Source organism: Arcticibacterium sp. SM2516, assembly GCF_057914865.1.
Genome location: NZ_CP195290.1, coordinates 1636346 through 1663232, shown reverse-complemented (window position 1 = coordinate 1663232; position 26887 = coordinate 1636346). Strand labels below are relative to the sequence as shown.

Sequence of the window (26887 nt, the reverse complement as noted above, 5' to 3'; positions counted from 1 at the left end):
AAATGATACTCACTGAAGAGCCACATAAAACAACTACAGGTCACTATGACGAGCTTTTGGAAATTCTAGGTAAGAAGTACATTAACGCTACCATTGAAAGCTCATTTGACTTTATAAGTATTGCTTCTAAAGGAATTGACGCCCATGTTATTAGTAATTTTAGAAAGCATTTCTCTATACCAAGAGGCTATGCTGCAGAGCTTTTAAATGTATCTGAGCCAACTGTTTATAGATGGATTCGAGATAGTAAAAAGCTTGATAGAAATTATGCTATTCAGCTTTTCGAATTGACAGATTTATTCCTTTTCGGAGCCGAGGTGTTTGAGAGTAAAGAAAACTTTTTCAAATGGCTAGAACTTCCAAATGCTGCTTTTGGTGGCTTAGAACCTAGAGGACTTCTGGATATACCTGGTGGTATTTCTAAAGTTCGTGACCTTTTGGGAAGAATAGAATATGGTGTTTACAGCTAGGTTTTATGATAGTATATCGTATTGTAAAGCGTAAAAGAGCGACTTACATAAGTGGAACAGGAGCTGCACTTTATCCTGGCAGGTGGAATAAAAAGGGTACGCCTGTTTTATACACGGGAGAAAGTGAAAGTATAGCCTTATTAGAAAACATAGTTCACATTCCGGCTGGAATGACTCCAAAACTAGACCTCCTAACCATCGAAATTCCTGACAATTCAATTTCAGAGTTAAGAATTAAAAACCTACCATCAAACTGGAAACAATTTCCCGCTCCAACCGTTTTGACGGAAATTGGTCAAAAGTGGATTGATGAAGGAAATACAATGGCTTTGAAAGTGCCTAGTAGCATCATAGAAACAGCAAACAATTATATTCTAAATTTTGCTCATAAAGATTTTCATTTAGTGAAAATTTTAGACCGTAGGGAGTTTCATTTCGACGCTAGACTACTTAAATAAGTCCTTTCTACTTTAAATGCTTATCAGCAAAATCTAAATAATTAGCCCAGTCTTCTGGCATAACTTCATGTTTGCCACTTCTTTCATGATAACCTAGCGGCCCTATTTGTCTGGTTTCGTTTAATGCAGGTGGAGTTTCAGAAAGCTTTTTAAAGCCATAGGCTTGGTAAAGCTTAGATGCCTCATATAAACTCAAATACTGTCCTAGGGGGTCACTCCATTGGTCGTCTTCTGCGGTGGCTACGTATAATGCCCTAGGTGCAATTAAAGCTAATAATTGATGTTGGTCAATTGGTAAATTGGCTTCTTTTCCGTTATAGGTTCTAAACTTAGTAGCGAACCAGTGCGGGAAGCTATTGTTGATTCGTTCTACCCTTTCACCATATTCACGTTTAGAAAGAGCAGCTCCACCGCAGCCAGACTCGTTGGAGATAGTCATTTTAAAACGAGGGTCTTGTGCAGATGCCCAAAGTGCAGCTTTGCCTAATCTTGAATGGCCAAAAACAGCTACATTCTTTGCGTCCACGTCATTATCTGTTTCTAGGTAATCCATGGCTTTAGAGAATCCTACCGCCCATGCTCCTATAGTTGCCATGGAAGTTTCGCCAAGAATACTGTGAAGTCCATTTTTAAAACTGTCGTCAAAATCAGGGTCAAGGTCACCGCAATAGATATTTGCTAGTCCGTAACCCCTGTCAATGATTTTTTCAATAGGCCATCTGTAGGCACGCACGCCCCTAGACGTTTCTGTGGCTTTGTTGTTTTCTATGAAAAAGGCTTCCTTATTTGGTACCCAGTTTTCTGAAATAGAAATGCCCGAATCTGTAGACAGAGTATGATTGCCATAGAAGTTCAGACCAAGAAAAACGGGAGCTTTACTAACTGCTTTAGGCGTAAAAAGCATAATAGAAAAGGAATGTTGTTTTCCATTTCTTTCCATAGTACAGACTATTTCCTTTCTAATGGCTTTTCCGTTTAGGGCTTCATTGTCTCGATTAGTTACTTTAAAACTCGTTTTCACACCTTCTAAATCTGTTTTTCCGTACACTTCAGATTCAAAAAGACTCAAAGTTTCTGCACGTCTTTTGTTTTCCCAGTCGTTCACAGTTTTTCCATCTTCTAAAATAGGAGGGAGTTTATAAACAGGAACTTTGTCTTCATTATAATTTGCTGCTTGCTGTGCCATAATAGGGGTGATTAAGAAGGTGCTTATAAAAGCGATGAATAGGTTTTTCATGGGTTGTTTTCTATAGAAATGATTGAGTGTTTAAATTTAAGGAAAATGTGGGAGCAGGATTTGAAATTAGTGGATTTTCTGAGGATGGATTTAAGGACTAAAAGGTTTTACGCAGTAAGCAGGAGGTGCTCAACAGGAACGCCTGCCGCTTCGCTCAAACTGACAATATTAGAGTTGATTTTAAGTCCATTAGATACCCGTACTGTCAGTTCAAGCGACAGTCCCTGCCAGTCGGCAGACTGGGAGAACAGTCTTACAAGGATAATTTATCAGAGTCCTTATCGGAGACTCTCTTAATAGGAATAGAGTATAGCGTTATTTAAAGAAGTGCAAGGAGGTTCTCGTCTACGCTCGAACTGACAATAATAGTGTTGATTTTAAGTCCATTACATACCGTACTGTCAGTTCGAGCGACAGTCCCTGCCAGTCGGTAGACTGGGAGAATAGTCTTTTACAAGGGTGATTTAGCCGAGTCCCCATTGGAGACTCTCTTGACAGGAATAGGGTATAGCGTTATTTAAAGAAGCGTAAGGAGGTTCTCGTCTACGCTCGAACTGACAATAATAGTGTTGATTTTAAGTCCATTACATACCGTTCTGTCAGTTCGAGCGACAGTCGAGAACAGTCATTTTAGGGCAATTTCATAGAGGTTTTTAAGTCGAAAGGTCTCTAAAGGAGATTCTGCTAAAGGAAAAATAGCCCTAAAAACATTTATGTCAACGGACAACCTGATACAGAAATACTTTGAGGAAATGTCATTAAGCACTTCACCGATATGACCGAATAATCAATTTATTAAGCGGTGGTGTTTTTGTTGGTTTAAAACTGTTAGGTTGCGGGAGAGAAAGTGTAGGTAAATAGAAAAGAAAAAAATGAAAACAGCGATTCCAATAAATAAAAGACTATTTGAAATATTTACTCTCTTCACTAGAGAACCATTTGTATTACTTTATACGAAAGAATTGGAATTTTACTCAAATGGAAATGGTGGATTGGTAGGCGTTATAAGTCTTGACTTGATAGATAATGACTATTATGCCTGTATTTTATCAAGAGACAAATCAAAGCAATATCGAGCGGAATTAGTTATAGGGAACATTCTTGAAATTGAAGATGCAAGAGAATGGATTGCTCAAAAAATGGGTAGTAATTCAATAGTTCACCATGATAATAGCTCAGATCATTTTGATATATTTAAAGAATTAAATAACGAAGAAAAACGTCATCCTTATTTTAAATTATTAAAGCAAAACATTGGATTACTTTCAGCCAAAAGTGTTTTAGAGGAAATATCTTATCACTATAAAGATATTGATGGAAATTTCATTGAGCAGTTTCAATCGATAAACGGATTTGATTCTAGAATTTGGGAATTATTTTTATTCTGTTTCTTTAGGGAGCAATTTTTCTCATTTAAGAGAATGTATAATGCCCCCGACTATCTAATTGGAAAATTTGGTAATGATATAGCTGTTGAGGCCGTTATTGTAAGCAGGAAAACAGAATTGAATAAGGTTGAAGTTCAGACGGAGGCGGAAATAGAGAAACTTCTAAGCAATGAGATACCATTACTTTTTTCCAGTGCACTATTTGATAAAATGAAAAAGAAGTATTGGGAAAAGCAACATGTTAAAGGAATACCTTTTGTAATTGCAATTGCTGATTTTCATGATACCATGTCTATGACCTGGACATTCAATGCTTTATTGGAGTATTTATATGGTTACAGATATGAAGATTCTTTTAACGAGAAAGGTAATCTAAATGTTAAAGCAATAAAAATAGAACCCTATACTAAAGTTAACGGTACAAAAATTCCGAGTGGTTTCTTTTTTGAGTCAAATTCAGAGAATGTTAGTGCAGTAATTTTTTCTACATGTGGAACTTTATCGAAATTTAATCGAATGGGTAAACAAGCAGGATTAGGGAGTGAAGATAATATTTTGATTCGAAATGGTACTTACTTTAATCATGAAAGCAATGCCGCAAAACCAATCATGTCTAGTTATAAAGTGGATGAAACAAGCAAAGAAAGTTGGTCTGAGGGAGTTGTGATTTATCACAATCCAAATGCATTAATTCCACTAGATCTAAATTTATTTAACGATAGTGTTGCACAATGTTTTTTTGATGTTAATGATAATTTGATACGAAGTGTCATGCCTAAAATATTTCCGTATAATTCTTTTACTGAAAATGTAATTTTGCAATAGAAAAGCTTTCTGGGGCACCGAATCACTAAGATGCATTTACTTTAGTGTTAACTTGCTTTCAATAAGTAGTTTCTTGTGTAAGAAGCCATTTATCAAAGGATTTTCTGTTATAGGAAACAGACGAAAAAAAATATTTAAAGATGAAAAAGTTAATTGTAATTTTCTCGTTAATTGTTGTTTCATCTTCGCTAATCTCGGCTCAGAGTCTATGTGAACCTAAAACAAAAATGTATAATATTACTTCAAAAACGGGAGTGACTATTAAGTACATTGATTATGTGCTTCCAGGTTTAGACCTTATTTATGGAAAAGCAGATACAAAAGTAAAAAAAATCATAAGTGATGGTATAGTGGGCTATTTTTATGAGATTTCATACGAAAGTACAAAAGGTGCAAAATTGGCATCTATAGAATATCAGGATTTAGTAGATATTTTAATAGCGATGAATACATTAAAAATTGAATCTTAAAACGACCTTTTATTAAGTCCTGATTATTTGGAAAATAAGTTTGTAACGGGGGATGGATTTGAATTAGGTTACAATATTAGCGATGGTAAAGTTCTATGGTTTATAACTCTTGAAAGATGTGATTCTGGTAATTCTATTCGCGTTTATGATTATGAAACCATCGAGTCAGCCTTTAATTTAGCTAAGGATAAAATAGAGAAATTAAGAAGTTAAATTTCCCCTCATCAGAGTCTCCGCTAAGGACTCTCCCAGAGACCTTTGATAGGTTGAACTTAGCCAGTATTGACCCTTCGGATTGTGTGAAAAACTTTATATACAATATGAGTTTAGCAAGACAAAAGGATTTTCGATTATAGAAAAAGCGGAACTCATGAAATAGTATTCTGACGTTGCTCCAGCTTTTATTTAATCTTCGGCTGATAAGAGTAATTTATACATTCGACTATTGAACGAGAGTAAATTTCAGTCTTTTTTGCCCTCGTTAAGAAAAGGAGAGTAGAATTTACCTCTTTCATAGAGACACTATTATATACACCTGAGAACAGACCTAATTTGCACAGAAGAAGCCTTCCTCCTAAAACTCAAACCCAAACCGCACGACCAATCTATTATGGTTTCGGGTTTCTACGCTGGAATAATATTCATCTATTTCCTGAGTGCTTTCCGTTTTAAGGGATTGGTGTTTGTACCCAAAATTTAACACCCAGGCAGAGCCACTTCTAGTCGGAATTTTATAACCAATAGTAGGGGAGATGTTGAGGCCTCCTGATGTTTTGGTAGAAGAATTATCCTCGTGAAGAATGGTAGTACCGTAGCCGGCATCTAAACCCGCAATAATGGCTGCCCCTCCCTCCTTTTTTTGGACTAATTGCCTTCTTAAACCCAACTGAATAGGAACTATTAAGGAGTTATTGAACCAGTCGACCCCTGTGGTGAGACCAACAGCCGTTTTAGGATTAAGGTAAACGCCATTGAAAGTTTGTATAGTAATATTTGCCACATTTTTTACTTCATAGTTTTCTGTATTATGCGTAGGGGCATAATATGAACTGTAACTATAATAAGGATAATAATTGTAGAAATTCTTAACTCGGCCAAACATGCCACCAATTTCGGTGGTGTTAACAAACTGATACTTCTCAAATAATAATTCCGATTCTTTCTCTTGTGCAGAAACTCCCAGCGAGGCAAAAAGGCTTACAGCAACAATTAAGAGGGTAAGTGTGCTTATTAATTTCATAGTCTTAATTTTTTTCAACGCTAATTTTGCTCAATAATTTAAGATTTTTAGGGTCGCTATAGTCGTATTGATATAAACCGTCATTCCCCACCATTAGTAACAAATTTCCTTGCAAAGGAATGACGTCGAAGGCATTGACATCTTTGATGTGCTCTTGTAATTTGATGTCATTGACATTGTTTGCATCAAAACTTTTCAAGCCAAAAGTTCCTTCGCAGATAAATAGTTTTCCATTGTCAATCCCAAGGCCATGAGGATTCTCCATATCGTAGGATTTAATAAGCACTGGACGCGATAAATTCGCGACATTAATCACGTCAAGGCGATTTGGTGCTACACCACACCAGCCTTCTCTTAAGGTTACATAGGCAATGTCGTTTTCAACCACCACTGGGTCGCAGGCACGTGCATGCTCAAATACAGAGAGTCGCTTCGGGCTCATTGGGTTGGCGTTATCAAAAATATGCATGCCTGTATTAGAACCAATAAACAGCTTGTCTTTATATGGAAAAATGGTTTCAATGCCCCAGCCAAGGTTTATGGTGGTGGTAGAGTCTGGGTTTTGCTCATTTTCAATATTGAAGAGCGTCATGTCGTTTTGGGACACTGTATAAAGGTAATCTTCATAAACGGCAAAACGTGCCATAGAGCCTCCCGCACCTGAGTTTGCACCATTTGCTCCTGATGAGGCTGTGGGGCCCTGGAAACTATCATAAAATTCAGGACCCCAATTAGGCCAAGAACCGTATTTAGCACCACAATTGGTTTTAATAGTTTGCGTGACAGTTTTCCATTCATAGTCTATCACAGTTCTACTGTATGTGTCATATTGCCAGGCTATTCCATTATACAGACCACTTTTGAAAACATTTTTTTGACGTCCCACTTCTACTACATTTTTAGGGTCGGTGATGTCTAAAGCCACCATGTCCATATAGCTGTCTACATAAAGTGTGTTGTTTTTTACCGCCATGTCTACCGCCCCCGGAATTTCTATAAATGAAAGCTTGATAGGGTTAGCTGGGTTGGCATTGTCAATAATGTGAACACCTCTTTTGGCATCACTGATAAAAATAAAATTGTCTTTAATATAAATTTTGGCTGGGTTAATCAGCGTTGCTTGTGGAAGCACTCGTACACTAGCTCTTATGCTCTCCAGTGTAAATTTAACAGGAACCATGCGGCGAGAGGTAGTAGTGACTTCGCAATTATCTGTACAGGAAATCATAGTGCTTAAGAGCAGAATGGCGAAACCTGATTTAAGGAATGTAATGGATTTTATCATAAGGGTTTATCAATAAGTATGTGAGTGTGACGAAGTACTTAGGTGAAGTTAATTTTTGTGCAAAAGGTTGTATGAGATTTGGAAATATTTTTTCAAGAATCTTGAAAGGCTCGAAAATGGAAAGTCCTGAGTAATACGAATTTATAGTGGTATTACGCAGGTTACCTTTCTTTTAGATGCTATGGTGTGCTTATTAAAAACGCCTCATAAAGGTGGGTTAGAGGCTATTTCCGACCTATTGGTCCGCATGCGTCATGTGGTTTTCTATGTACCAGTTTCCGTCAATACGTCGCCACTGCGTTAAGTAGTTTCCAGTGAATTCGCCCTGATTAATTCCTTTCCAGGAACCTCTGTCTATGGCAATAGAATCTGCTATGATAACCTGTTTAGATTGGTTATTTGTAAGGCGAAACCCTGTGTCATACACCTCTTCAAAATACTCTATGATAGCAGCTCTGCCATGAATTTCGGGATATCCTGTAGGATTCATGATAGCATCATTTAGAAATATGGATCCAATGGCTTCAAAATCTCCTGCGTTAAAATTTTCAATAAGATTGGGGTTTATTTCTGTTAAGGGAGAGTTGTTCTTTGTGAGGTTCTTAGCTTTTACATATTCCGACATGCCAAAAAGCAGTATGGCTATTGAAAAGAGTAAGATGCTCAGTTTTGAAATGATGTTCATTTTGTTGTTTTTTAAGTTCGAAATAGCCGTATAAACTTTGGAGAATTTCCCGTTTCTGAGTTTATAATCCATGTGGTCGAGCTTATAAGAAAGCTTGCCAAACGAACTGTAAATTTCATAATCTAGGCTTTCAAAAATCAGTTTTATGGTATAGCTTCTGGGCATAACTTCAGCAGATTCTATTCGCTGTATGGTTCGGAGACTCACATTACATTTTTCTGCGAGTTCTCCCTGCGTGAAGCCTTTGGCTAATCTTAATTCTAAAATTTTCTTACCTAAATCTGGTTGGGTCATCATTCCTCTAAAATTCGATACAACATTAGTTTGAACTTAAAGAACATTCAAATTTACAGATTGTATTTGAAACGTCACATAGTAAAAAGGGATATGACATTCGTATGACACTTGCTGTACTTAGTTGATAATAAATATTTTAAAATTCGCCTTTGGGAAGGGTGAAATAATTTTAAAATCTGACAGCAGTACTTATCTGGATAAAAAACTGAATGGTCATAACGAGCACTTCTTCTAATTTTCAGTTAAAAGCATGTCTGATTTTGACTGGGGAGAGACTGGTTTTACATTTAATCAATTTGCTAAAATAGATGGCTTAAAATTTCATGATTGCTGATTTTACGGGTGATAAATTGGCATTCGTAATTGCGTTTGGCGTAGTTCAGTTTTACATTTCCATGATTGGTTACATCCATTTCTAAAGGCAGAAACCTTCCCGCTTTATCGCCTATTGCATTAATTAACGATGCTTTTTTCTTGAAGTAGCAGCAAGGTAAAATCGTTCTGCCAATAACTTTTTAGCTAAACTATAGCCTGAACCTTTAGAGACTCCGGTAATAAACCACACTTTTTTCTGACGCATTATTCTTTGTATTTAATTGATGACCCAAAGTTGGTGTGTTGCACAGAAACCTACTTTTCCATATCTATTGAAGGTTTAGTCAAATCTACTTTTTATTAAAAAAACGAGGTCAAAAAAACTCGCACAGCATAATTTGAATAGGAATATTGGACAAATAGCTCTTCTCCAAAACCTTTAAACCTCATAAAAAATTTATAGCTAAAGAGTCCTTTTTTTAGAAAATAATCAGTCAAAAATTAGCAAGAGTGCCCTTAAAGAATTTCAGAAATTAGTCATTGCTAACGCTTCAGAGGTAAAAGGTTTGTCGCTTAGCGATACCGCACCTGATTTTACATTGGCAAACCCCTTTTGGAAAAATGTATTGTTGGCGGAAGCCTTAAAAGAGGGTTTTGTCATTATTAAGTTTTATCGTGTCCAATGGTGTCCTATCTGTAATCTTGACCTAAGAGAGATACAGAAGAACTTGCCAGAGATTCAGGCATTGGGAGCGACTTTGTTTGCTATTAGTCCACAAAGTCCAGATGGTGCACTTACAGCTGCACAAAAGAATGAATTAGGCTACGAAGTACTCAGTGATGCTCATCAAGAAGTCATTAAAGCTTATAATCTACAGTTTGACCCAGGAGAAGATTATCATCAACGTAGAGATTTGACCAAGGAAAATGGCGACGGTTCTAAAACACTACCGGTTCCAGCCACTTTCATTATCGGTAAAAATGGGAAAGTAGTGGCAGGTCATGTTGAAGCGGATTACACGCAAAGAATGTCTGCATTGGAAGTGGCTTTGAAAGCTTTGTAGGGAGATTTAAGTATTATTTTTTTGGAGGCTCGGTTACGTGGAATTAGCATTGTCGATATAGATTTATAATCTATCCTAAACCCAATTGTCAGTCGCTGCCTGTCGGGAGACTGGGAGAACAGTTTATATTATGGGTAATTTAGCAGATACTCTAACAGTGGATCTTAAGGGAGGCGGGAGAGGCAGAGCTAATTAGTTGATAAGTAAGATGATTTTTGAGCTATAACCGAAGCAACTTCTATGCATGTGTGACTTTGGTTACCAAGTGTCTAAGAAATATAAGTTAAGTTTATAAGTGACGTGAGGGGCTACTATTGAGACTTCACAAGTATCATCTCAAAAATAAACTATAAACAATATTTCTATGAAAAAGTTATCATTTATTGCTGCTATAATAATGCTGGTAGGACTTACTCAATGTAGAGAGGATGAAAATGTAAATAATTATGTTATCCCAATATATTTATATAATACTAGCCCAGAAGATATACATATGTGGATAACACATGAAAGTATTGGCCCAAATAATAAAGTTGAGGCTCAGCATGGAAGAAGGGAAACTGAATTTCAGTTAGAAAAGAACGATTTAACTAATTTACCAGGTGAAACTCCCCAAACTCCTGATGAAAAAGTTACGGTATACATAGGAAGAAACGGAGTAGAGCTAGGATCCAAGCCTTATTATGTAAATAATAAAACCCATTCGTTAAGTTCAACTTGGAATGGAACTTTCCTTGAATAGTAGAGGAGCTGCGTTTATTTAGGCTGTCAGATTCTTGTAGAAGTGGACTCTACTTAGAAATGACGCTGAAAAAAATACTCTGCTCAAGGAGAGCAAAAGGTTTCGCATATTTGTTTATTCCTCCTATCAGAGCTTCCAATAGGGACTCTGACTCTGTAATATTCCTAAATCACCCCTTCCAAAACCTCCCAAACATTCTTAGCTAAGATTTTATGACCTTCTATGGTTGGGTGGATGCCGTCTGTTTGGTTTAGGCTTGGTACTCCGCCTACGCCATCTAACAGAAACGGAATTAGTTTGACATCGTTAGTTTTGGCTAAATCTGTCCAGATATTTTTAAATTCTGTGGTATAGTCTTGTCCCATGTTTGGTGGTATTTGCATACCTGCCAATATGATTTTAGTGTCTGGGTTTTTCTCCCAAACTAGGTCTATAATAGCCTGTAAGTTGGCTTTAGTCTCTTTTAATGGAATTCCTCTTAAGCCGTCGTTTGCTCCAAGTTCCAGCACAAATACATCTACTTTTTGATTAAGCACCCAGTCTAATCTGTTTAATCCGCCCGAAGTGGTTTCACCACTTAAGCCAGCGTTCACCACGGTATAATCCATTTCTAGAGAATCTAGCTTGTTTTGAATTTTGGCTGGAAAAGCCTCCTCTAATCCCACTCCGTAGCCTGCTGTAAGACTGTTGCCAAAAAACAGGATAGTTTTGGAATTATTCTCAGGTTTTGAGGTGTTCTCTGTCTGCGTGCTTGTTTCTTCTTTGGTTTGGGAAGTACATGCTGCCAGTATCAATACTAGAAAAATAGGAATTAACTTATTCATAGGAGATTTTGATGGGTATCGGAATTTCTTCAAAAGATAATTATGACAAAGATATTAAAGGTTAGCCAGCTGGGGAAGTCTTATAGCAGCGGCTCCAGACAATTAACAGTATTAAACGATATTTCATTCGACGTAAGTTCAGGTGCGACGTTTTCTATTGTAGGGCCATCGGGTAGTGGTAAAACAACTTTACTAGGTTTATGTGCAGGTTTAGACAAAGCCGATACAGGAACGGTGGAGCTTTGCGGTAAAACCTTAGAAAGTTTGGACGAAGACCAAAGAGCTTTACTAAGAAATGAGGAAGTAGGTTTTATTTTCCAAGATTTTCAATTATTACCTACTTTAACGGCTCTTGAAAATGTATCGGTGCCCTTAGAGTTGCAAGGTTCTAAGGAAGCTAGCACACGGGCTATGGAGCTTTTAGATAAGGTTGGTTTAGGTGATAGAGTGCATCATTACCCATCACAACTTTCTGGCGGTGAACAGCAGCGAGTAGCTTTGGCAAGGGCTTTTTCTACCAAACCCTCTATTTTATTTGCTGATGAACCTACAGGGAATTTGGACGAAGAAACAGGGGAGAAGGTGATAAAACTCCTTTTTGAACTGAACAAAGAGGCTGGCACCACCTTGGTGATAGTAACCCATGATTTAGAATTAGCCAAAAGAACACAGCAAGTTTTACGACTAAAAGGTGGTAAAATCTTATCAAACGAAATCAACACCATAGTCTAATGCAGCATTCAAAAGCAAATTTTAAATGGCTGCTAAAGATGGCATGGCGAGATGGGAAAGCCAGCGGTAAAAGGCTGTTACTTTTCATGGCATCCATCATTTTGGGAATTGCGGCGGTGGTTTCCATTCAGTCTTTCAGTAAAAACCTAAAAGATAATATCGGCTTACAGTCCAAGGCTCTCATGGGAGCAGATTATTTGATAGACAGTAAGCAGATACCTACTGAAGGTGTTCAAGCGATTATTGACTCTTTAAAGCCTGTTGGTAATGAAGTGAGTTTTGCTTCTATGGCTGCTTTTCCTAGCAAATCTGCCAATAAACTGGTGCAGGTGAGAGGTATTGGTGGGGCTTTTCCTATTTATGGGGAGCTAGAAACTGTTCCTGTTTCTGCGGCTAAAGCATATCAAAGTGGGAATGCTGCATTAGTAGACGCCACGGTGATGCTTCAGTTTGATTTGAAAACAGGAGATAGTGTAAAGGTTGGCAATACCACTTTTCCAATTGTTGGTTCACTAAAATCAGCACCTGGTAGTAATGCTTTTTCTACCACCATGGCACCGCCAGTAGTGTTGCCGTATGAGGCCATGGAAGCAACGGGTTTATTACAATTAGGCAGCCGTGTGGAGTATAATTACTATTTCAAAGCTGCACCAGAATTAGATATTGATGCTCTTGATGATGAAGTAGACCCAAGATTAGATGCTGATAATGCTGATTTTGATTCGCACACTTCGGTGAGTGAGCGACTGGGCAAAAACTATGAAAACTTTGCCAAGTTCTTAAACTTGGTTGCTTTTATTGCTCTATTATTGGGCTGTGTGGGTATAGCGAGTTCGGTACATATTTACATTAAAGAGAAGTTAAAAGCAGTAGCGGTTTTAAAATGTATAGGTGCCACCAGAAGGCAATCTTTTCTTATTTATCTTATCCAGATAGCTGGCTTGGGCTTCTTAGGAGGTATTATTGGAACTATGGCTGGTTTAGGTTTACAGGCTCTCTTCCCAATATTCATTCAGGATTTATTACCGTTTGATGTAGAAATTAGCATTAGCGTTCAGCCTATTATAATGGGCTTGCTTTTGGGTGTTTTTATGTCTGTGCTTTTTGCTTTGCTACCCTTATTGAAAACATGGTTTGTGTCTCCTTTGGAGGTTTTACGTGTTCAGGAAGACAAAAATCCTGCGAGTCAAAAAGCCAGTGCTTTGGTGCTATTGACCATTGTGGTTTTTATATTTCTGTTTTCGCTATGGTTTCTTGAAAGCTGGAAATACGCTTTGGGTTTTGTTGGAGGTATTTTAGTTACTTTCTCCATTTTAGCGGGTGTCTCTTATTTATTTATGAGAGGCATCAAAAAGTATTTCCCTCATTCTTGGGGATTTACGGCACGCCAAAGCTTATTGAATTTGTTCAGGCCAAATAATCAAACCATGGTGTTGATTTTGGCCATTGGTGTAGGTAGCTTTTTGATAAGTACACTTTACTTTACCAAAGATATTTTATTGGCAAAAGCGTCTTTAGAAAACAGTGAAGATAGTCCAAATGTGATTCTTTTGGATATTCAAACCCCTCAAAAGGAAGCGGTGGCTGCTGCCATTCAAAACAAGAAATTGAAAGTATTAGATAACATTCCCATTATCACCATGCGGGTGCATAGCATCAATGGCGTGTCTGCAGATGTGATAAGGGAAGATACCATTTCTAAAAGAGGAAAATGGATAGTGAATCATGAATTCAGAACGACTTATAGAGATTCCTTAATCGCTTCCGAATCTATGGAATCGGGTAAGTGGCCTGTGGCAAGAGAGGGTAATGGTTTAATTCCGATTTCTATCTCGGATAATTTAGCAAAAGATGCTCAATTAGAAGTAGGGGATAGTGTGGTTTTTAATGTGCAAGGCGTTTTAATGAACACGTATGTAGGAGGTGTGAGAACGGTAGATTGGCAAAGAATGCAATTAAACTTTTCAGTGGTTTTTCCATCTGGTATATTAGAAAATGCTCCTCAGTTTACGGTAATGACGACAAATGCTCCTGATGAGCAAATTTCGGCTAGTCTCCAGCAAGAGTTGGTTTCTAACTTCCCAAATGTCACCATTTTGGATTTAAGGCAAGTTTTAGCAACCGTTCAGGGTATTCTTGACAAAATTTCGTGGGTTATTAATTTCATGGCCTTTTTTAGTATTCTCACTGGAATTATAGTGTTGATAGGCTCTGTGAGAACCAGTAAATACCAAAGAATTAAAGAGAGTGTTTTACTACGAACTTTGGGAGCGAAGAGCAAACAGATTTTGAAAATTACCGCTTTAGAATATTTCTATTTAGGTATTTTAGGAACAGGAATAGGTATATTCCTATCCCTGGTGGCGAGTCAGTTATTAGCCTATTTTGTGTTTAAGGCACCATTTGTTCCTTCTTTAGTGCCGTTTTTCGTGCTATTGCCAGGTATAACGGGTATTGTGCTTTTGATAGGATTAAGCAATAGCAGGAGCGTTTTAAACAGTCCACCTTTAGAGGTTTTAAGGAAAGAGGCGGGGTAATTTTTTTAAAAGTTTGTTCTTTTTAGCTAAAGGGAAAAATCCCTCCATGTTATATTTCCGTTCATCTAAATCTAGCGTAACGGCAATATTAATTTATTGATCTACCGCTTATTATCGGTATTATGGGTAACAATAAACTTGTAGACATGAATAAAAAGAAACTTTGTCCTTTAAGCGACTTACAGGATAGAACTCCTATTCATCAAATTATCAATGGTTTGGATCTAGTTTTAACCAAGTTTGATGACAAGATTTCCTTACTTTATGGGCGTTGCCTTCACAGAGGTGCTTTAATGGCAGATGGTTTTGTGGATGGACATAATTTAATGTGCGGACTTCACGGTTGGGATTATCGATTAGACACGGGTGTCAGTGAATACAATAATGAGGAAGCCCTTCACCGTTTTCATACAGAAATAATTGATGGCTGGGTTTGCACGGATGAAGATGAAATCGATGCGTACTTGCTGAAATTTCCTCAACCTTTTAATAGAGATGCCTATCTAGGGGAATTTGCAGATACACATCCAGAAACTACCGAACCTTATACGGCATATATCAAAGATCTTGCTCAGAATGGGCTTTCAAAGCACGGGCACCATGGGCCTTCGGCTTCCATGGGTGTTGACAGAAACCTTTTACCCAAATGGGAAAATATCCAATTTCTCCCTGCTCAATTATCTAAAAGACCGCTTTTTGATGAAGATCCTGTACTTACTAAAGTGGTGATAGGTGTAAAAGCCAAGAAACCCTTAAGACTTGCTATGCCCATTTTTGTCTCGGACATGAGTTTTGGTGCTTTATCCAAGGAAGCCAAGATTGCCTTGGCAAAAGGAGCAGAAATGGCGGGTACGGGTATTTGTAGTGGGGAAGGTGGGATGCTGGAAGAAGAGCAAGAAAGTAACTCCAAATATTTTTATGAACTGGCCTCAGCCAAGTTTGGATTTTCTTGGGAGAAGGTCAAAAAAACGCAGGCTTTTCACTTTAAAGGTGGTCAAGGAGCTAAAACAGGCACTGGAGGGCATTTGCCTGGAAATAAAGTATCAAAGGATATTGCTAAAGTTAGAGGTTTGAAAGAAGGTGAAACCGCCATTTCTCCCGCTGCATTTCCAGATTTGATTACCGCTCAAGATTTTAGAGACTTTGCCAATGAAGTTCGTGTGAGAACGGGCGGAATTCCTGTGGGTTTCAAAATAGCAGCGAGTAGGATTGAAGAAGACATAAAATTTGCCTTAGAGGTGGGTGTGGACTACATCATTTTAGATGGAAGAGGCGGGGGAACGGGTTCTGCTCCTAAAATTCTTAGAGATAACATTAATGTGCCCACCATACCAGCTCTGGCTAGGGCCAGAAAGTTTTTGGATCAATCTGGGGCTTCTGATGTTGCCCTTATCATAACCGGTGGTTTACGCGTGGCTGAAGATTTCGCCAAAGCTTTAATGATGGGAGCAGACGCTGTAGCCGTCTCAAACGCTGCTCTTCAAGCGATTGGTTGTTTAGGTATGAGGGCCTGTGGTACTAATAACTGCCCCGTGGGTATTGCTACGCAAAAAGAGAATCTTAGGAGTAGGCTGAAAATAGAAAGCTCTGCTAAGCAACTTTATAATTTCTTTACCGCTAGCAATGACCTCATAAAAGTGATAGCTCGTTCTTGTGGTCATAACGATATTGGACAGTTCGAAAAGGAAGATTTGAGTACCTTAGATTATGAAATGCATAAATTATCAGGCATTAAATATGCTGGAATAGGATAAAAACCGCACGATGTTCATTAAAAGTCTTTGACATTTAAATATTAAATATATGGAAGAAAGTATCAAGAATATTCATTCAGCGGTTCAATATTTGTCCGCAGCAGGTCAGAGTTTTTTGCCTAAGGAGAAAGATGACAGTCAATCTAATTTGGCTTGGAATGCGGAAACCAACAGTTTGGAAACGAGAGACTTGGGTATGGGTGTGAAATTAATGCTAAGTCTAGAAAGTGGTCTTTTAGCATGGAACAGAACGATTGAAAAAATGGACCTAAGAAGCCATACGCACCAAGAAATATTAGCTTGGTTGACGGATACAAGTACTACTTTGGGTCTTACTAAGCCGTATTTGTTTTCTTTCAGTTATAAATTAGATTATCCCGAAATAGAAGCTGACGATAGATATTCTTTTAATTTAAGCCATTCGGAAAGCCTAGCACAGCATTTTACATTGGCACAAAAAGCGATGATATCTTTTTTGAAAACCAATAGTTTAAGTTCTGAAATACGAGTTTGGCCTCATCATTTTGATATGGGAATTTATACCAAACTAAAAGACCAATTTTTTCTTGGAGCAGGTTTGGCTATTCCAGATTCATTGGAAAATGAGTTTTACTTTTATGTCTCTGGCTGGAAGGATGGAATAGCCCTAGCGACTGAAGACTTACCAAAACTAACAGTAGGTTCATGGCATCCAAACTGGAAAGGTGCTACATTGAAATCAACAAGAGTTTCGGAAATGGCGGTGATAACCTTCCTTAATGAGGTTAAGAATATCTTTATTGCGAATAGTTGAGCGATTCTTGGTGTATCTGAATCTGCTTTGGCAGAAAATTCGTTTCTAAGATAAATCTAAATTAACAGCAAAATGAAGACCGCAATATGGAATGATGAGGTGATTGCAGAGAGTGATGAAACCGTTGTAATAGAAGGCAACCATTATTTTCCGCCAAACACCCTCAAGAAGGAATTTTTCAAAGAAAATGAAACGCATACGACCTGCCACTGGAAAGGTGTGGCTTCTTACTATGACATAGAAGTGAATGGCAAAACCAATAAGGATGCCGCATGGTATTATCCCGAAACATCTGAATTAGCCAAGGGCATAAAAGGTTATGTAGCTTTCTGGAAAGGGGTAAAAGTGTCTTAATTTGAAATACAAATAGGCTTCGGGTTAATATTTATTCATGATTTTAATAAATGACTTCGCTATCAAATCACTTCAGTTGTCTGATGGATGCAAACCACCGTAAGTCAGATTAACCGCTTTTAAGGGGTTAGGATATTCGTCATAATCGGGTTGAAATTCATTTCCTTAAAGTCTGGATAAGTATAATTTTGATATAGACCAAATTCCCGATTTTTCAGTCTTTTGAAATTAACCAAATGCTCATATTTGAAGCCTTTATGGGCATAAAGATCTATTAACTTTAAGTTTTCATGTTTGGAAACGGCATTCGCAAATTGTTCTAAAAATTGCCCGTTTCATCCAAATGGTCTTTTAGGTAGTTGATGGAATCCTCAATGGCCACTCATGTGATGGTTTGGGGTGTAAAAGAGCTAATAGAAATAGAACAATTATGACTTGTTCATATCTAGGTTAAAGATTAGATGCCACCAAAATAATGCATTTTACCAAGTCTTGATTTTGCTAAAAGAAATACGCGATGCGTTTAAGTGTAATTTTAGGGAAAGCTTAAGATGATTTATAGCACTTTAATAGAAAAATGATTCAAACCCATTTGTTTTTTTGAGCCATTTGTACAGCCTCCAGTTTAGAATGCACGTGCAATTTTTGATATATATTTTCTATATGTTTTCTTGCCGTTTTTGGGCTTATGAATAGTAATTCAGCAATTTGGTTGTAGTTTTTGCCTTCCGAAATTTTCTCTAATATTTCTATTTCTCGGGTACTCAAATCAAAAGAGTCAGGGTTCAGTAACTTTTCTTGCTTTGGTTCGTGGCCCTGATTTCGAAGCAATTCCAGTGCTTTTCTGGCTATAATAGGCGACATGGGCGAGCGACCCTCCATAGTATCTTCAATAGCCTGCATTATTTTGGTTGGCTTTTCATCTTTGAGCATATATCCGCTAGCCCCCGCTTTTATGGCATCAAATATTTTAGCTTCACTATCTACCACGGTAAGCATAATGATTTTGATATGAGGGTAGATATTGTTAATCCATCTGGTGGTTTCAATGCCATCCATTTTTGGCATTTCTATGTCCATCAAAATAACGTCCGGAATGGCTTCTCTTACTGCGTCTAAAGCATCTTGCCCGTTATGAGCCATAAAAATAATTTCTAATTCGTCAAAGATTGCCAAGTTATTTGCCACGTTTCGGAGCAAAGCAGGGTTGTCATCTACAATTCCAATCTTGATCATTCTTATTTCTTTTTACAAATGTACTTTTAGATTGTTTATTAGTGCAATAAGGCATTTGCCGTATTCGCTTATTCCGTTTCCGCTATTTCTAAAAAAGGCAGTGAAAATGTCACTGATGTGCCAAAATCAAGCTTGCTCCCTAATTCAAATTTTCCGTGTAAATTTTCGACTCTATTCTTCATATTGAAAAGTCCTAAATGTTCCATTTGCTGAACTTTAAACTGTTGATTAAATCCTATGCCATTATCTTCTATTCTGAATATAATATTTTTGGGGTCAGCTTTGATGCTAATATTGATTTTGGTGGATTTGGCATGTTTCAAAATATTCTGAAGGGCTTCTTGAATGACTCGGAATGCATTTAGGGCTGTTTCAGAGCGTAGTATTTGATTCATTCCGTTTTGGGTACTCACTTCCCATTCTATACTTTCAGGAATCGATTTAACTAAATAATTCTTAAGACGACTAGCGAAGTCTGTAACAAAGATCTCTTCCGTTTGGGTGGCCCAAATGCTATCTCGTAAACTTTGAACGGCGAGCTTTACATTTTCATTTAGGTTTTGAATATTTTCACCGTTCAAGTTTTTTTTGCTTGCCAAATAAGCTGCATTTTCAAGTCCAGTACTGAGGATAGTGAGCTGTGAACCAACATGATCGTGTAAGTCCCTGCTAATACGTTCCTTTTCTTTAAGTAATTTTAATTCATTTTTAATAGCAAGATGCCTTTGTCTCTCTTTTTCAGATAGTAAATTTTTAAAGCTCAAACCCATACCTATCATCAGAATAAGGACATCAAACGAAAAGCAGAGTATTTGAATTTCTTGACCCAGAAACCACTGATTTCTTAAAGCTCCTAAATTTCTTAAATAAGACAGCACTGTGAAAATCAACAAAGGCGTAATGCCTACTAAATACAATCGGGTTCCTATTGGGTTTGTTCTCTTTTTAAGAGCCGTAAAGACAATAATAAAACTGGTAATTACAGAAGAAAAAAAGCTGAATGAAGTGAACATTAAAAGCGGATTGGGCACATAGTTATAATTGGTGGAGTAGTAGGAAATAAGTTCTTTCTGGAGAAATATGCTCAACATTAAAAAAATGGTAAGCCACCAAATAAATTTTAATCCACCGGTAAGCTTATAATTGCCTAAAGTGAACTTTTTAACAAAAAGTAAAAAAGCAAATTGCCCTATCCAAACGGCCCATTCCTTAAACCCAGAACCATCAAATAGAAATGTTCCTTGCTGATAATAAGGCAAATAATTACCGACTACAGCATGAATAAAAAGTAATTCAAAGAAGACATATAAGGTATAATAGAGAAAAGTGAGGTCTTTTGTGAACAGGAACATAAAAAATGAAAAGAATATAATGGGTATGACCAGACCGGTGAACATACCGAAAATGCTTGTAGAGCGAATTTTCTCTTTGTAAAAATCGGATTCATTCCATAGATGTATATTCCCATTTATCAACATAACCTTTTGTGAAAAGCAAGTGTAAATAGTTGAACGATCACCAGACTTTAAGGTGACTGGAAGAATGAAGTTTTGATGTGGATACAGGCGATTTTCAAACATCGTTTTCCACGATAATTTAGCCAATACATGCTGATTGGAATCATAAAACTTTACTGAGTCTAACCAAGGAGATTTTATTTCTAAAAAGTATTTTTTCTCGTGATTAGTTGGATTCTGAATTCTAATTTGAAACCAATGGTTTGCTCTGTCTTTTCCGAAATTAATATCGTCTTGTTCAAATTTCTGAAAAGGAATCTTGCTGATGTCTTTCTCAGTAAATGTCTTATTTATATCCCGGAAATATTCAATTGTATTTTGAGCGGTTGATTGGTTCAGCCACAAACAAAACAGGATAATTAAAAGGGCTTTAAACATTTTAAAAAATAGGGCATTTGCCTTATTGAACACTCCATTTACTATATCAACCTTTGTAAAGTTAAAAACTTAAAAATTACTTTTATGAAAAAACTAATCCTTTTTAGTTTCCTTTTAGCACTAAATATGTCGTGCAAAAAGAAAACAATCACTGCTGACCCAAACCTATCTGAAACGACCTGCTTGGTTCAAAAAATCGGGTATGATGATGGCTTTTATGAAAAGTACTTTTTTGATGCCAATAAAAAGCTTACTAGCTGTGTCTTAACCTATAAAGATGAAGATGGTATCATAGTAGAAGTTCCTTTGAAATATGAATACAACGCTGCCGGTAATCTTTTGAAAACTTTGGGTGAAGATGGATTTACGGATAACTATATATATGATGCGTCTGGAAAACTGATAAGAGTAATTTTTACCGATGACAAAAACGAGATTATTGAGAGTTTTACGGTAACAATGGATTCTCAAAATCGCTTGACAAAAGTAATCGCTCAAAATTTGCAGCTAACGGGATTGTATGAATATAATGGTCTTGATAATGCTCTCTCAAAAGTAGAAGTAAGCTATCAAGGGAAAGTATTTGATCTCTATGAAATTTCCGCCTATGAGAGTGACAAAACAAAGAAGAATTATGACATACCTATTACAGGTCATCCATTTGATCCCACAGTTTTTACAAATGATATGATCTATTTCCCTTTCAATATTAAGCCAAACCAAGGTCTTGCTATGAAAGGAAAGGCATCGACGTCCTATGATGAAAATTGGGAAATGCTCACTAATAATATGAGAGTTTATTATGATTACACTGCTACGAGAAAGTACAACTCGAACAATTTTGTAGTAGAAAGAACTGCAAATGATGCCATAACTAAGGAAGTATATTTGAAATCATTGAATTATTCAAACTGTAACTAATTAAGAAAATGAAAAAATTACTAATAATATCCCTGAGTTTACTATTGATTAATTCCATTTCCATGGAGGCAATTCCTAAACCTAAAAACGCAAAAACAAAGAATGCACGGGTAACAAAAACAATTAACTTGAATCCAATGGCACCTAAACCTGAAAGGAGATTTTAGTAAGTGGACTAATTAATTCTTGTTTACTGCGACTTGGTTTTTACAAGATAATGCCGGTTAACCCTACTTATAAATGCGATAGTAATGCAACTATCACATTTTGAGGCGGCAAAATATTTCAAAATATTCTTTGCTAACATTTAAAGCCCAAAAACTTATTTATGAAAAGGAGATATTTGTTTTTGATTTTTCTTTTTGGAAGTAATTTAATCCAAGCTCAAAATCGATACTTCGACTTGATGAACAGCGAATTAAAGCAAATTGCTTCTGAGGATAGTGAATATGGTTGGATTAAATTTCGTGGTACAACCAAATTGAATGCGACAACTATTTTTGAGAATAACCGCATCGCATTTGGATTATCAAAGAATGATACCATGAAGGTGGCCAAAGTATTTAAGGATGATCTTGAGATGACCCATTACAATTACATTCAATACTATAACGGTATTCCCATAGATGGGGAATCTGTAAATGTTCATCAAGCTAAAAACGGTCAAGTGGTCTCCGCCACAGGTAATTTAAAAACGAATCTTCGATTGCAAACCGTTTATAATATCACTAAAAAACAAGCAATTAATTTGGCATTGAGCTTTGTCAACGCCGAAGAATATATGTGGCAGAACACATTTTTTGAAAACGAATTAAAGCAAAAATATTCAAAATCAGATACTACGTATTACCCTCAAACGCATTTAGTAATCAAAGAAAAACAAAGCATTAGTGGTGGCACCGGAATATTCTATTTGGCATACCGCATGGATATCTATTCTGCATCGCCATTTTATGCTCAACGCATTTTCATTGATGCGAATTCCGGTGAAATTGTTGAAAACTACCCTCTTCAATCTAATTAGTCTCGTATACAGAAACTTTAAGATGCTATGAAAAATATACCTATACTTTCATTTCTGCTAATTGTTTTTGCAAATTTTCAAGTAAAATCTCAATGTGTCAATTTTACGCATTATCAACCTTCAGGTTGGGACAGCAACATAGTGGTTTCGGCGACTACGGGAACAAATTCTTCTGAATCAAGTTTTTATTATAATCAAACGTTGTATTTAGATATAGCTATCCAAAACAACGGCACTTGCAATGCAACACAAGCGGTAACTGCAAATGTTTTTTTAGATGGTGTATTTAAAACTACCCTTAGCTTTCCAGTTTTAAATTCAAATTATTATGCCGGAGTACAAGATTTTGTTATTTCAGGTTCGCTTGGTATAGGTAGTCATACTATTCAGGTTGATATAGATAATCCTAGCCAAATTGCGGAAAGTAATGAATCAGACAATACTTTTTATAGATATTTTACTGTTCTACAAGGTGCTTGTGTATTAACGCCTATTAATACTATTTTTAATGGCAACAGAATAATTAATACAGAACACTATCAAGATACTAATTTCAGGCTAAGAGACCAATGCCAAACCGCAGTAATTAAGGTAAGGAATTGGAATAGTAGTGTTTCTAATCCTAATCCATTTAATCCAGTGGAAATTACTAGCCCAAACAACTCCTGGACAAGTACAACTCAAAGGTTTGGAGGAACTGTTATGTGGGCTGCCAAAACCACATATAATTATTTTAATGCGGTTCATTCAAGAAACTCATATGATGGTACGAATGGTTTGTTGGATTGTTTCGTAAATGCCGTATTTTGGGATGGTAGTTCTAATTATACCAACAATGCATCTATGTCCAATGGAGGAATTATGAAGGTGGGGCTCGGCAATTCTGGAACACTTGCCAGTTCGAATAGTACCTTAGATGTAGTTGCTCATGAATATGCTCATGCCGTTACAGCTTCATCAGCTGCTTTGGTTTATCAAAACGAGTCTGGAGCTTTGAATGAATCATTTAGCGATATTTTCGGAGAATGCGTAGAAAATTATGCATTAGGAAGCAATGATTGGTTAGAAGGTCAAGAAATATCGGTTGGAGCCATTAGAAGCTTGTCAAATCCTAAAGACTTTCGCCATCCAGATACTTATTTAGGTACTAATTGGGCTACTGGTTCAGGTGATAACGGTGGTGTTCATACCAATAGTGGTGTGCAGAATTATTGGTTCTATTTGCTATCTCAAGGGGGATCAGGAACAAACGATAATGGAAATGTATATAATGTAACAGGAATTGGAATAACTAAAGCGAGAGCGATTGCTTTTAGAACATTAACGGTTAATTTGTTCAATCAACCCAATGCCACCTACACCACCGCTAGAACGGCATCAATCCAATCGGCAGAGGAGTTATACGGGGCAAATTCAGTAGAGTCAAATGCCGTTAAAAATGCTTGGTGTGCAGTAGGGTTGGGTGTTTCACCAGCAGCAGTTGCCGCTTTAGGTGGTGGAACATTTTGTAATTCAACAACTGTAACTGCCGCGGGAGGATCGGGAGGTACTATCTATTGGCAAGGGACTAATAGCAATGGAACGTCAACAGCATTTCCTGCAACAAGCATGAGCATAAGTTTATCTGGTACCTATTATTTTAGAGCCTTAAACGGATGTGGTTGGAGTGTGGCAGGAAGCGTAACGGTAACTATAGTTCCTCGTCCTGATGTAGTTTCGGTTTCTGGAAGTGGAACATTTTGTAATTCTACCACTATTACTGCTTCTGGTGGTGCTAATGGCACAATATATTTTCAGGGGACCATTTCCAACGGCACTTTCTTTGGCTCAACTTCATTGAGTCAAGTTCCTACAAGTTCTGGGAATTATTATTTTAGGTCCTATAATTCAACGTGTGGATGGGGTACTCAAGGAAGTGCGTCAGTTACTATTAACACAATTCCAACGGTTACTAATGTTACTGGAAGCGGAACATTTTGTAACAGTGCAACGATATCAGGAACTGGTGGGAGCGGTGGAACGCTCTATTGGCAAGGTACCAACAGTGGCGGTACATCTACTGCTACGCCCTCTACAAGTCAAGAGGTAAATTCATCCGGAATTTATTTTTTTAGGTCATATAATGCTTGTGGTTGGGGTTCTGAAGGAAGTGCCTCTGTTACTATTAATACGCCCTATTCCGTTTCCGTCTTTGGTGGTGGAACATTTTGTAATTCCGCAAACCTAACGGCATCATCTATCGGCGGGTCCATTTACTATCAGGGTACTACCATTGGAGGGACGTCAACAAGTTATCCCTACACTTCTCAAATATCGGTTGGTTCCTCTGGCTCACATTTTTTCAGGGTACTTAATAGCTGTGGATGGGGACCAGAAAGTAGTGCGTCCGTAACTATTAATACGGCTCCTAGCCCTGTAATTGTAAGTGGTGGTGGATTATTTTGTAATAGTGCTACGCTATCAGCAAGCGGAGGCACTGGCGGCACCATTTACTGGCAAGGCACAACTAGTGGCGGTACATCTACAACGCCAAGCTCGGCAAGTCAGGTTGTGAATCAATCCGGCACTTATTATTTCAGAGCCAATAATAGTTGTGGTTGGGGTAACCAAGGAAGTGCCACAGTGAGTATAAATCCAAATAGTTTGACTTTGAGCGGTACGTCTTCAAACGGAATTCAAAAGGCAGGGCAAACAATTACCTCAACTCAAATTATACAGTCGGGTTCAAATGTAACTTACCAGGCTGGAAATAGTATTTTCCTTCAGGGTGCATTCAACGCTGAAACTGGCAGTGTATTTAAGGCTGAAATAAAAAATTGCACTAATTAAGATTATTTTGACTTAACTTAAAGAGTGTAAATTTGTCATTGATTTATTTTTTCGTACGTTTAACTTGGTTTTTGCATTGGAGAATCGTAATGAGTTTTAAATTGGAATAAAAAAGGTATTTAAACAAAATTAGCATAACAGTTTACCCTGAGCTTTTTGTCGAAGGGTTCTTGAGATTGAGTTTAAGTGCGTTTACGGCTGCACTGAGCCTGACGAAGTGAATTAATTTGTGTTAACCTGAGCTTGCCGATAGTAAGCAATTTAGTTACGGTCCCGATAAAATCGGGAGATTTTCTAATGCATAAAACAGGTTGAACCAAAAACAATTTATGAAGACAGAAGCATTGTTTAAACTAAATATTGTGAACTACCCCGAAACATCGGAATTAGCTAAGGACATAAAAGGTTACGTAGCTTTCTGTAAGGGCGTAAAAGTGTCTTAATTTGAAATAAAAATAGGCTTTGGGTTAATATTTCTTCATGATTTTAATAAATGCCTTTGCTATCAAATCATTTCCTTTGTCGGATGGGTGCAAACCATCGTAAGTCAGATTAACCGCTTCTAAAGGGTAAGGATATTCGTCAGAATCGGGATTGAAATTCTTTTCCTTAAAGTCTGGATAAGTATAATTTTGATATAGACCAGATTCTGGATTTTTGAGTCTCTTGAAATTTACCAAATGCTCATATTTGAAGCCTTTATGGTGATAAAGATCTATGAACTTAATGTTTTCATGTCTGGCAATGACGGTAATGGCATTCGCGAATTGTTCTAGAGATTGCCCGTTTTTTTCTTTATAAGAGCCAAAAGCGTTGTTTTTAGTATTGGCAATGTACACAAAATCTACTCTTTTAAGAGGACTTACCAAAATGATGGGTGCATCTGGATTGAGGCCTTTTAATTTGTCAATAATGATGCGGAAGGAGCCATAAAGGGTTTTGAAACCAGTATTATTTTCATAATCAGCCATGGTACCCACTGGTTTTCCTGCCCACCAATCGTTGGTTCCTAAAAAAACAGAGTAGGCATCCGCCTTTTCTATATCCAAATCATGTATTTTTTCGGCAATTCGACTAGCGGTCCAGCCATTGTGACCTTGGTTTATGTAATTGATATAAGGCAGTTTATTTACCACTCTGGTCATATAACCTTCCGTAACACGATTGCCCGTTTCATCCAAATGGTCGTTTAGGTAGGTAATGGAATCTCCTATGGCCACCCACTTTATCGTCTTAGAGGAGAATGAGAATACTAAAAGGCAGAGAAGGGCTAAAAGGAAGTTTCTTTTCATGTTTGGGCTGAATAATTAACCCATAAAACTATGGATTTTTAGACTAAAATCCTGAATGAAATTGTTTTCACATTTTCTAAAATCCAGATAATGTTATGGTGTTTTGGATAATATTTTGACTCCTATCATAGCTCCGAGGGATTTTGAAATAGTCGGAAAGGTTTCATAAAGTGCTAATAATAAGGAATAAATGATTATTTTAGTTTAACAAAAAAGCACC

25 protein-coding genes are annotated in these 26887 nt (G+C 37.1%); 16 read left to right on the top strand and 9 right to left on the bottom strand.

Annotated features, from left to right (window positions below; translation table 11 throughout):
* The first annotated feature begins 2 nt into the window (after nucleotides 1-2).
* Nucleotides 3-470 carry an Xre family toxin-antitoxin system antitoxin gene (locus ACSBFT_RS06865; protein ID WP_489604028.1) on the top strand — a complete coding sequence of 156 codons (468 nt, stop codon included), beginning with the start codon at nucleotides 3-5 and terminating at the stop codon, nucleotides 468-470.
* Nucleotides 471-475: 5 nt separating this feature from the next.
* Entirely contained in the window at nucleotides 476-928 is a 453-nt protein-coding gene (locus ACSBFT_RS06860; protein ID WP_489604027.1) for an RES family NAD+ phosphorylase, read from the top strand.
* A 7-nt stretch (nucleotides 929-935) separates the two neighbouring features.
* Here ACSBFT_RS06860 and ACSBFT_RS06855 read toward each other — a convergent pair whose 3' ends face one another.
* Nucleotides 936-2165 carry an alpha/beta hydrolase family protein gene (locus tag ACSBFT_RS06855; protein ID WP_489604026.1) on the bottom strand — a complete coding sequence of 410 codons (1230 nt, stop codon included), beginning with the start codon at nucleotides 2163-2165 and terminating at the stop codon, nucleotides 936-938.
* Between the two features lie 872 nt (nucleotides 2166-3037).
* Here ACSBFT_RS06855 and ACSBFT_RS06850 point away from each other — a divergent pair.
* From ACSBFT_RS06850 to ACSBFT_RS06840, 3 genes are all read left to right on the top strand, one after another.
* Nucleotides 3038-4378 (top strand): glycosaminoglycan attachment site, encoded by a 1341-nt coding sequence (locus tag ACSBFT_RS06850; RefSeq protein ID WP_463044544.1) that lies wholly within the window; start codon nucleotides 3038-3040, stop codon nucleotides 4376-4378.
* 227 nt (nucleotides 4379-4605) lie between these two features.
* On the top strand, nucleotides 4606-4848 hold the full coding sequence (locus tag ACSBFT_RS06845) for a hypothetical protein (RefSeq protein ID WP_463044543.1): 243 nt from the start codon (nucleotides 4606-4608) through the stop codon (nucleotides 4846-4848).
* A gap of 27 nt (nucleotides 4849-4875) precedes the next feature.
* Nucleotides 4876-5061: a hypothetical protein gene (locus tag ACSBFT_RS06840; RefSeq protein ID WP_463044542.1), complete on the top strand. Its 186-nt coding sequence runs from the start codon at nucleotides 4876-4878 to the stop codon at nucleotides 5059-5061.
* A 361-nt stretch (nucleotides 5062-5422) separates the two neighbouring features.
* Here ACSBFT_RS06840 and ACSBFT_RS06835 read toward each other — a convergent pair whose 3' ends face one another.
* The 4 genes from ACSBFT_RS06835 to ACSBFT_RS06820 form a co-directional block, all read right to left on the bottom strand.
* Nucleotides 5423-6088 (bottom strand): hypothetical protein, encoded by a 666-nt coding sequence (locus ACSBFT_RS06835; protein ID WP_489604025.1) that lies wholly within the window; start codon nucleotides 6086-6088, stop codon nucleotides 5423-5425.
* A 4-nt stretch (nucleotides 6089-6092) separates the two neighbouring features.
* Nucleotides 6093-7373: an LVIVD repeat-containing protein gene (locus ACSBFT_RS06830; protein ID WP_489604024.1), complete on the bottom strand. Its 1281-nt coding sequence runs from the start codon at nucleotides 7371-7373 to the stop codon at nucleotides 6093-6095.
* Nucleotides 7374-7608: 235 nt separating this feature from the next.
* Entirely contained in the window at nucleotides 7609-8355 is a 747-nt protein-coding gene (locus ACSBFT_RS06825) for a helix-turn-helix domain-containing protein (RefSeq protein ID WP_489604023.1), read from the bottom strand.
* A gap of 457 nt (nucleotides 8356-8812) precedes the next feature.
* Nucleotides 8813-8935, bottom strand: a complete 123-nt coding sequence (locus tag ACSBFT_RS06820; RefSeq protein WP_489604022.1) for a hypothetical protein — start codon at nucleotides 8933-8935, stop codon at nucleotides 8813-8815.
* 301 nt (nucleotides 8936-9236) lie between these two features.
* On the opposite strand from ACSBFT_RS06820, the gene ACSBFT_RS06815 reads away from it, so the two are divergent.
* Entirely contained in the window at nucleotides 9237-9734 is a 498-nt protein-coding gene (locus ACSBFT_RS06815) for a peroxiredoxin-like family protein (RefSeq protein ID WP_489604021.1), read from the top strand.
* Nucleotides 9735-10098: 364 nt separating this feature from the next.
* On the top strand, nucleotides 10099-10476 hold the full coding sequence (locus ACSBFT_RS06810) for a hypothetical protein (RefSeq protein WP_489604020.1): 378 nt from the start codon (nucleotides 10099-10101) through the stop codon (nucleotides 10474-10476).
* Between the two features lie 164 nt (nucleotides 10477-10640).
* Here ACSBFT_RS06810 and ACSBFT_RS06805 read toward each other — a convergent pair whose 3' ends face one another.
* Nucleotides 10641-11300 carry an arylesterase gene (locus ACSBFT_RS06805; RefSeq protein ID WP_489604019.1) on the bottom strand — a complete coding sequence of 220 codons (660 nt, stop codon included), beginning with the start codon at nucleotides 11298-11300 and terminating at the stop codon, nucleotides 10641-10643.
* A 42-nt stretch (nucleotides 11301-11342) separates the two neighbouring features.
* Here ACSBFT_RS06805 and ACSBFT_RS06800 point away from each other — a divergent pair, with 42 nt between their 5' ends.
* From ACSBFT_RS06800 to ACSBFT_RS06780, 5 genes are all read left to right on the top strand, one after another.
* The gene (locus tag ACSBFT_RS06800; RefSeq protein WP_489604018.1) at nucleotides 11343-12032 is read left to right on the top strand and encodes an ABC transporter ATP-binding protein; all 690 of its coding nucleotides are present in this window, start codon (nucleotides 11343-11345) and stop codon (nucleotides 12030-12032) included.
* A complete protein-coding gene (locus tag ACSBFT_RS06795; RefSeq protein ID WP_489604017.1) occupies nucleotides 12032-14569 on the top strand; it encodes an ABC transporter permease in 2538 nt (845 codons plus the stop codon). The genes ACSBFT_RS06800 and ACSBFT_RS06795 overlap by 1 nt, the downstream gene beginning before the upstream one ends.
* A 146-nt stretch (nucleotides 14570-14715) precedes the next feature.
* On the top strand, nucleotides 14716-16323 hold the full coding sequence (locus ACSBFT_RS06790; RefSeq protein ID WP_489604016.1) for a glutamate synthase-related protein: 1608 nt from the start codon (nucleotides 14716-14718) through the stop codon (nucleotides 16321-16323).
* Nucleotides 16324-16372: 49 nt separating this feature from the next.
* Nucleotides 16373-17116 (top strand): hypothetical protein, encoded by a 744-nt coding sequence (locus ACSBFT_RS06785; RefSeq protein ID WP_463044531.1) that lies wholly within the window; start codon nucleotides 16373-16375, stop codon nucleotides 17114-17116.
* 72 nt (nucleotides 17117-17188) lie between these two features.
* Nucleotides 17189-17470: a DUF427 domain-containing protein gene (locus ACSBFT_RS06780; RefSeq protein ID WP_463044530.1), complete on the top strand. Its 282-nt coding sequence runs from the start codon at nucleotides 17189-17191 to the stop codon at nucleotides 17468-17470.
* Between the two features lie 582 nt (nucleotides 17471-18052).
* On the opposite strand, the gene ACSBFT_RS06775 is transcribed toward ACSBFT_RS06780, so the two are convergent.
* A complete protein-coding gene (locus tag ACSBFT_RS06775; RefSeq protein ID WP_463044529.1) occupies nucleotides 18053-18706 on the bottom strand; it encodes a response regulator transcription factor in 654 nt (217 codons plus the stop codon).
* A 68-nt stretch (nucleotides 18707-18774) separates the two neighbouring features.
* Nucleotides 18775-20601, bottom strand: coding sequence for a sensor histidine kinase (locus ACSBFT_RS06770; protein WP_489604015.1), 1827 nt, complete (start codon nucleotides 20599-20601; stop codon nucleotides 18775-18777).
* Nucleotides 20602-20685: 84 nt separating this feature from the next.
* On the opposite strand from ACSBFT_RS06770, the gene ACSBFT_RS06765 reads away from it, so the two are divergent.
* The 4 genes from ACSBFT_RS06765 (at nucleotide 20686) to ACSBFT_RS06750 (ending at nucleotide 25375) form a co-directional block, all read left to right on the top strand.
* Nucleotides 20686-21522, top strand: coding sequence for a hypothetical protein (locus ACSBFT_RS06765; protein WP_489604014.1), 837 nt, complete (start codon nucleotides 20686-20688; stop codon nucleotides 21520-21522).
* Between the two features lie 8 nt (nucleotides 21523-21530).
* Entirely contained in the window at nucleotides 21531-21689 is a 159-nt protein-coding gene (locus ACSBFT_RS06760) for a hypothetical protein (protein WP_489604013.1), read from the top strand.
* 161 nt (nucleotides 21690-21850) lie between these two features.
* Nucleotides 21851-22546, top strand: coding sequence for a hypothetical protein (locus ACSBFT_RS06755; protein ID WP_489604012.1), 696 nt, complete (start codon nucleotides 21851-21853; stop codon nucleotides 22544-22546).
* 27 nt (nucleotides 22547-22573) lie between these two features.
* A complete protein-coding gene (locus ACSBFT_RS06750) occupies nucleotides 22574-25375 on the top strand; it encodes a M4 family metallopeptidase (protein ID WP_489604011.1) in 2802 nt (933 codons plus the stop codon).
* Nucleotides 25376-25842: 467 nt separating this feature from the next.
* Here the strand turns inward: ACSBFT_RS06750 and ACSBFT_RS06745 are convergent, their stop codons facing one another.
* Nucleotides 25843-26667 carry an SGNH/GDSL hydrolase family protein gene (locus ACSBFT_RS06745; protein WP_489604010.1) on the bottom strand — a complete coding sequence of 275 codons (825 nt, stop codon included), beginning with the start codon at nucleotides 26665-26667 and terminating at the stop codon, nucleotides 25843-25845.
* Nucleotides 26668-26887 lie beyond the last annotated feature (220 nt).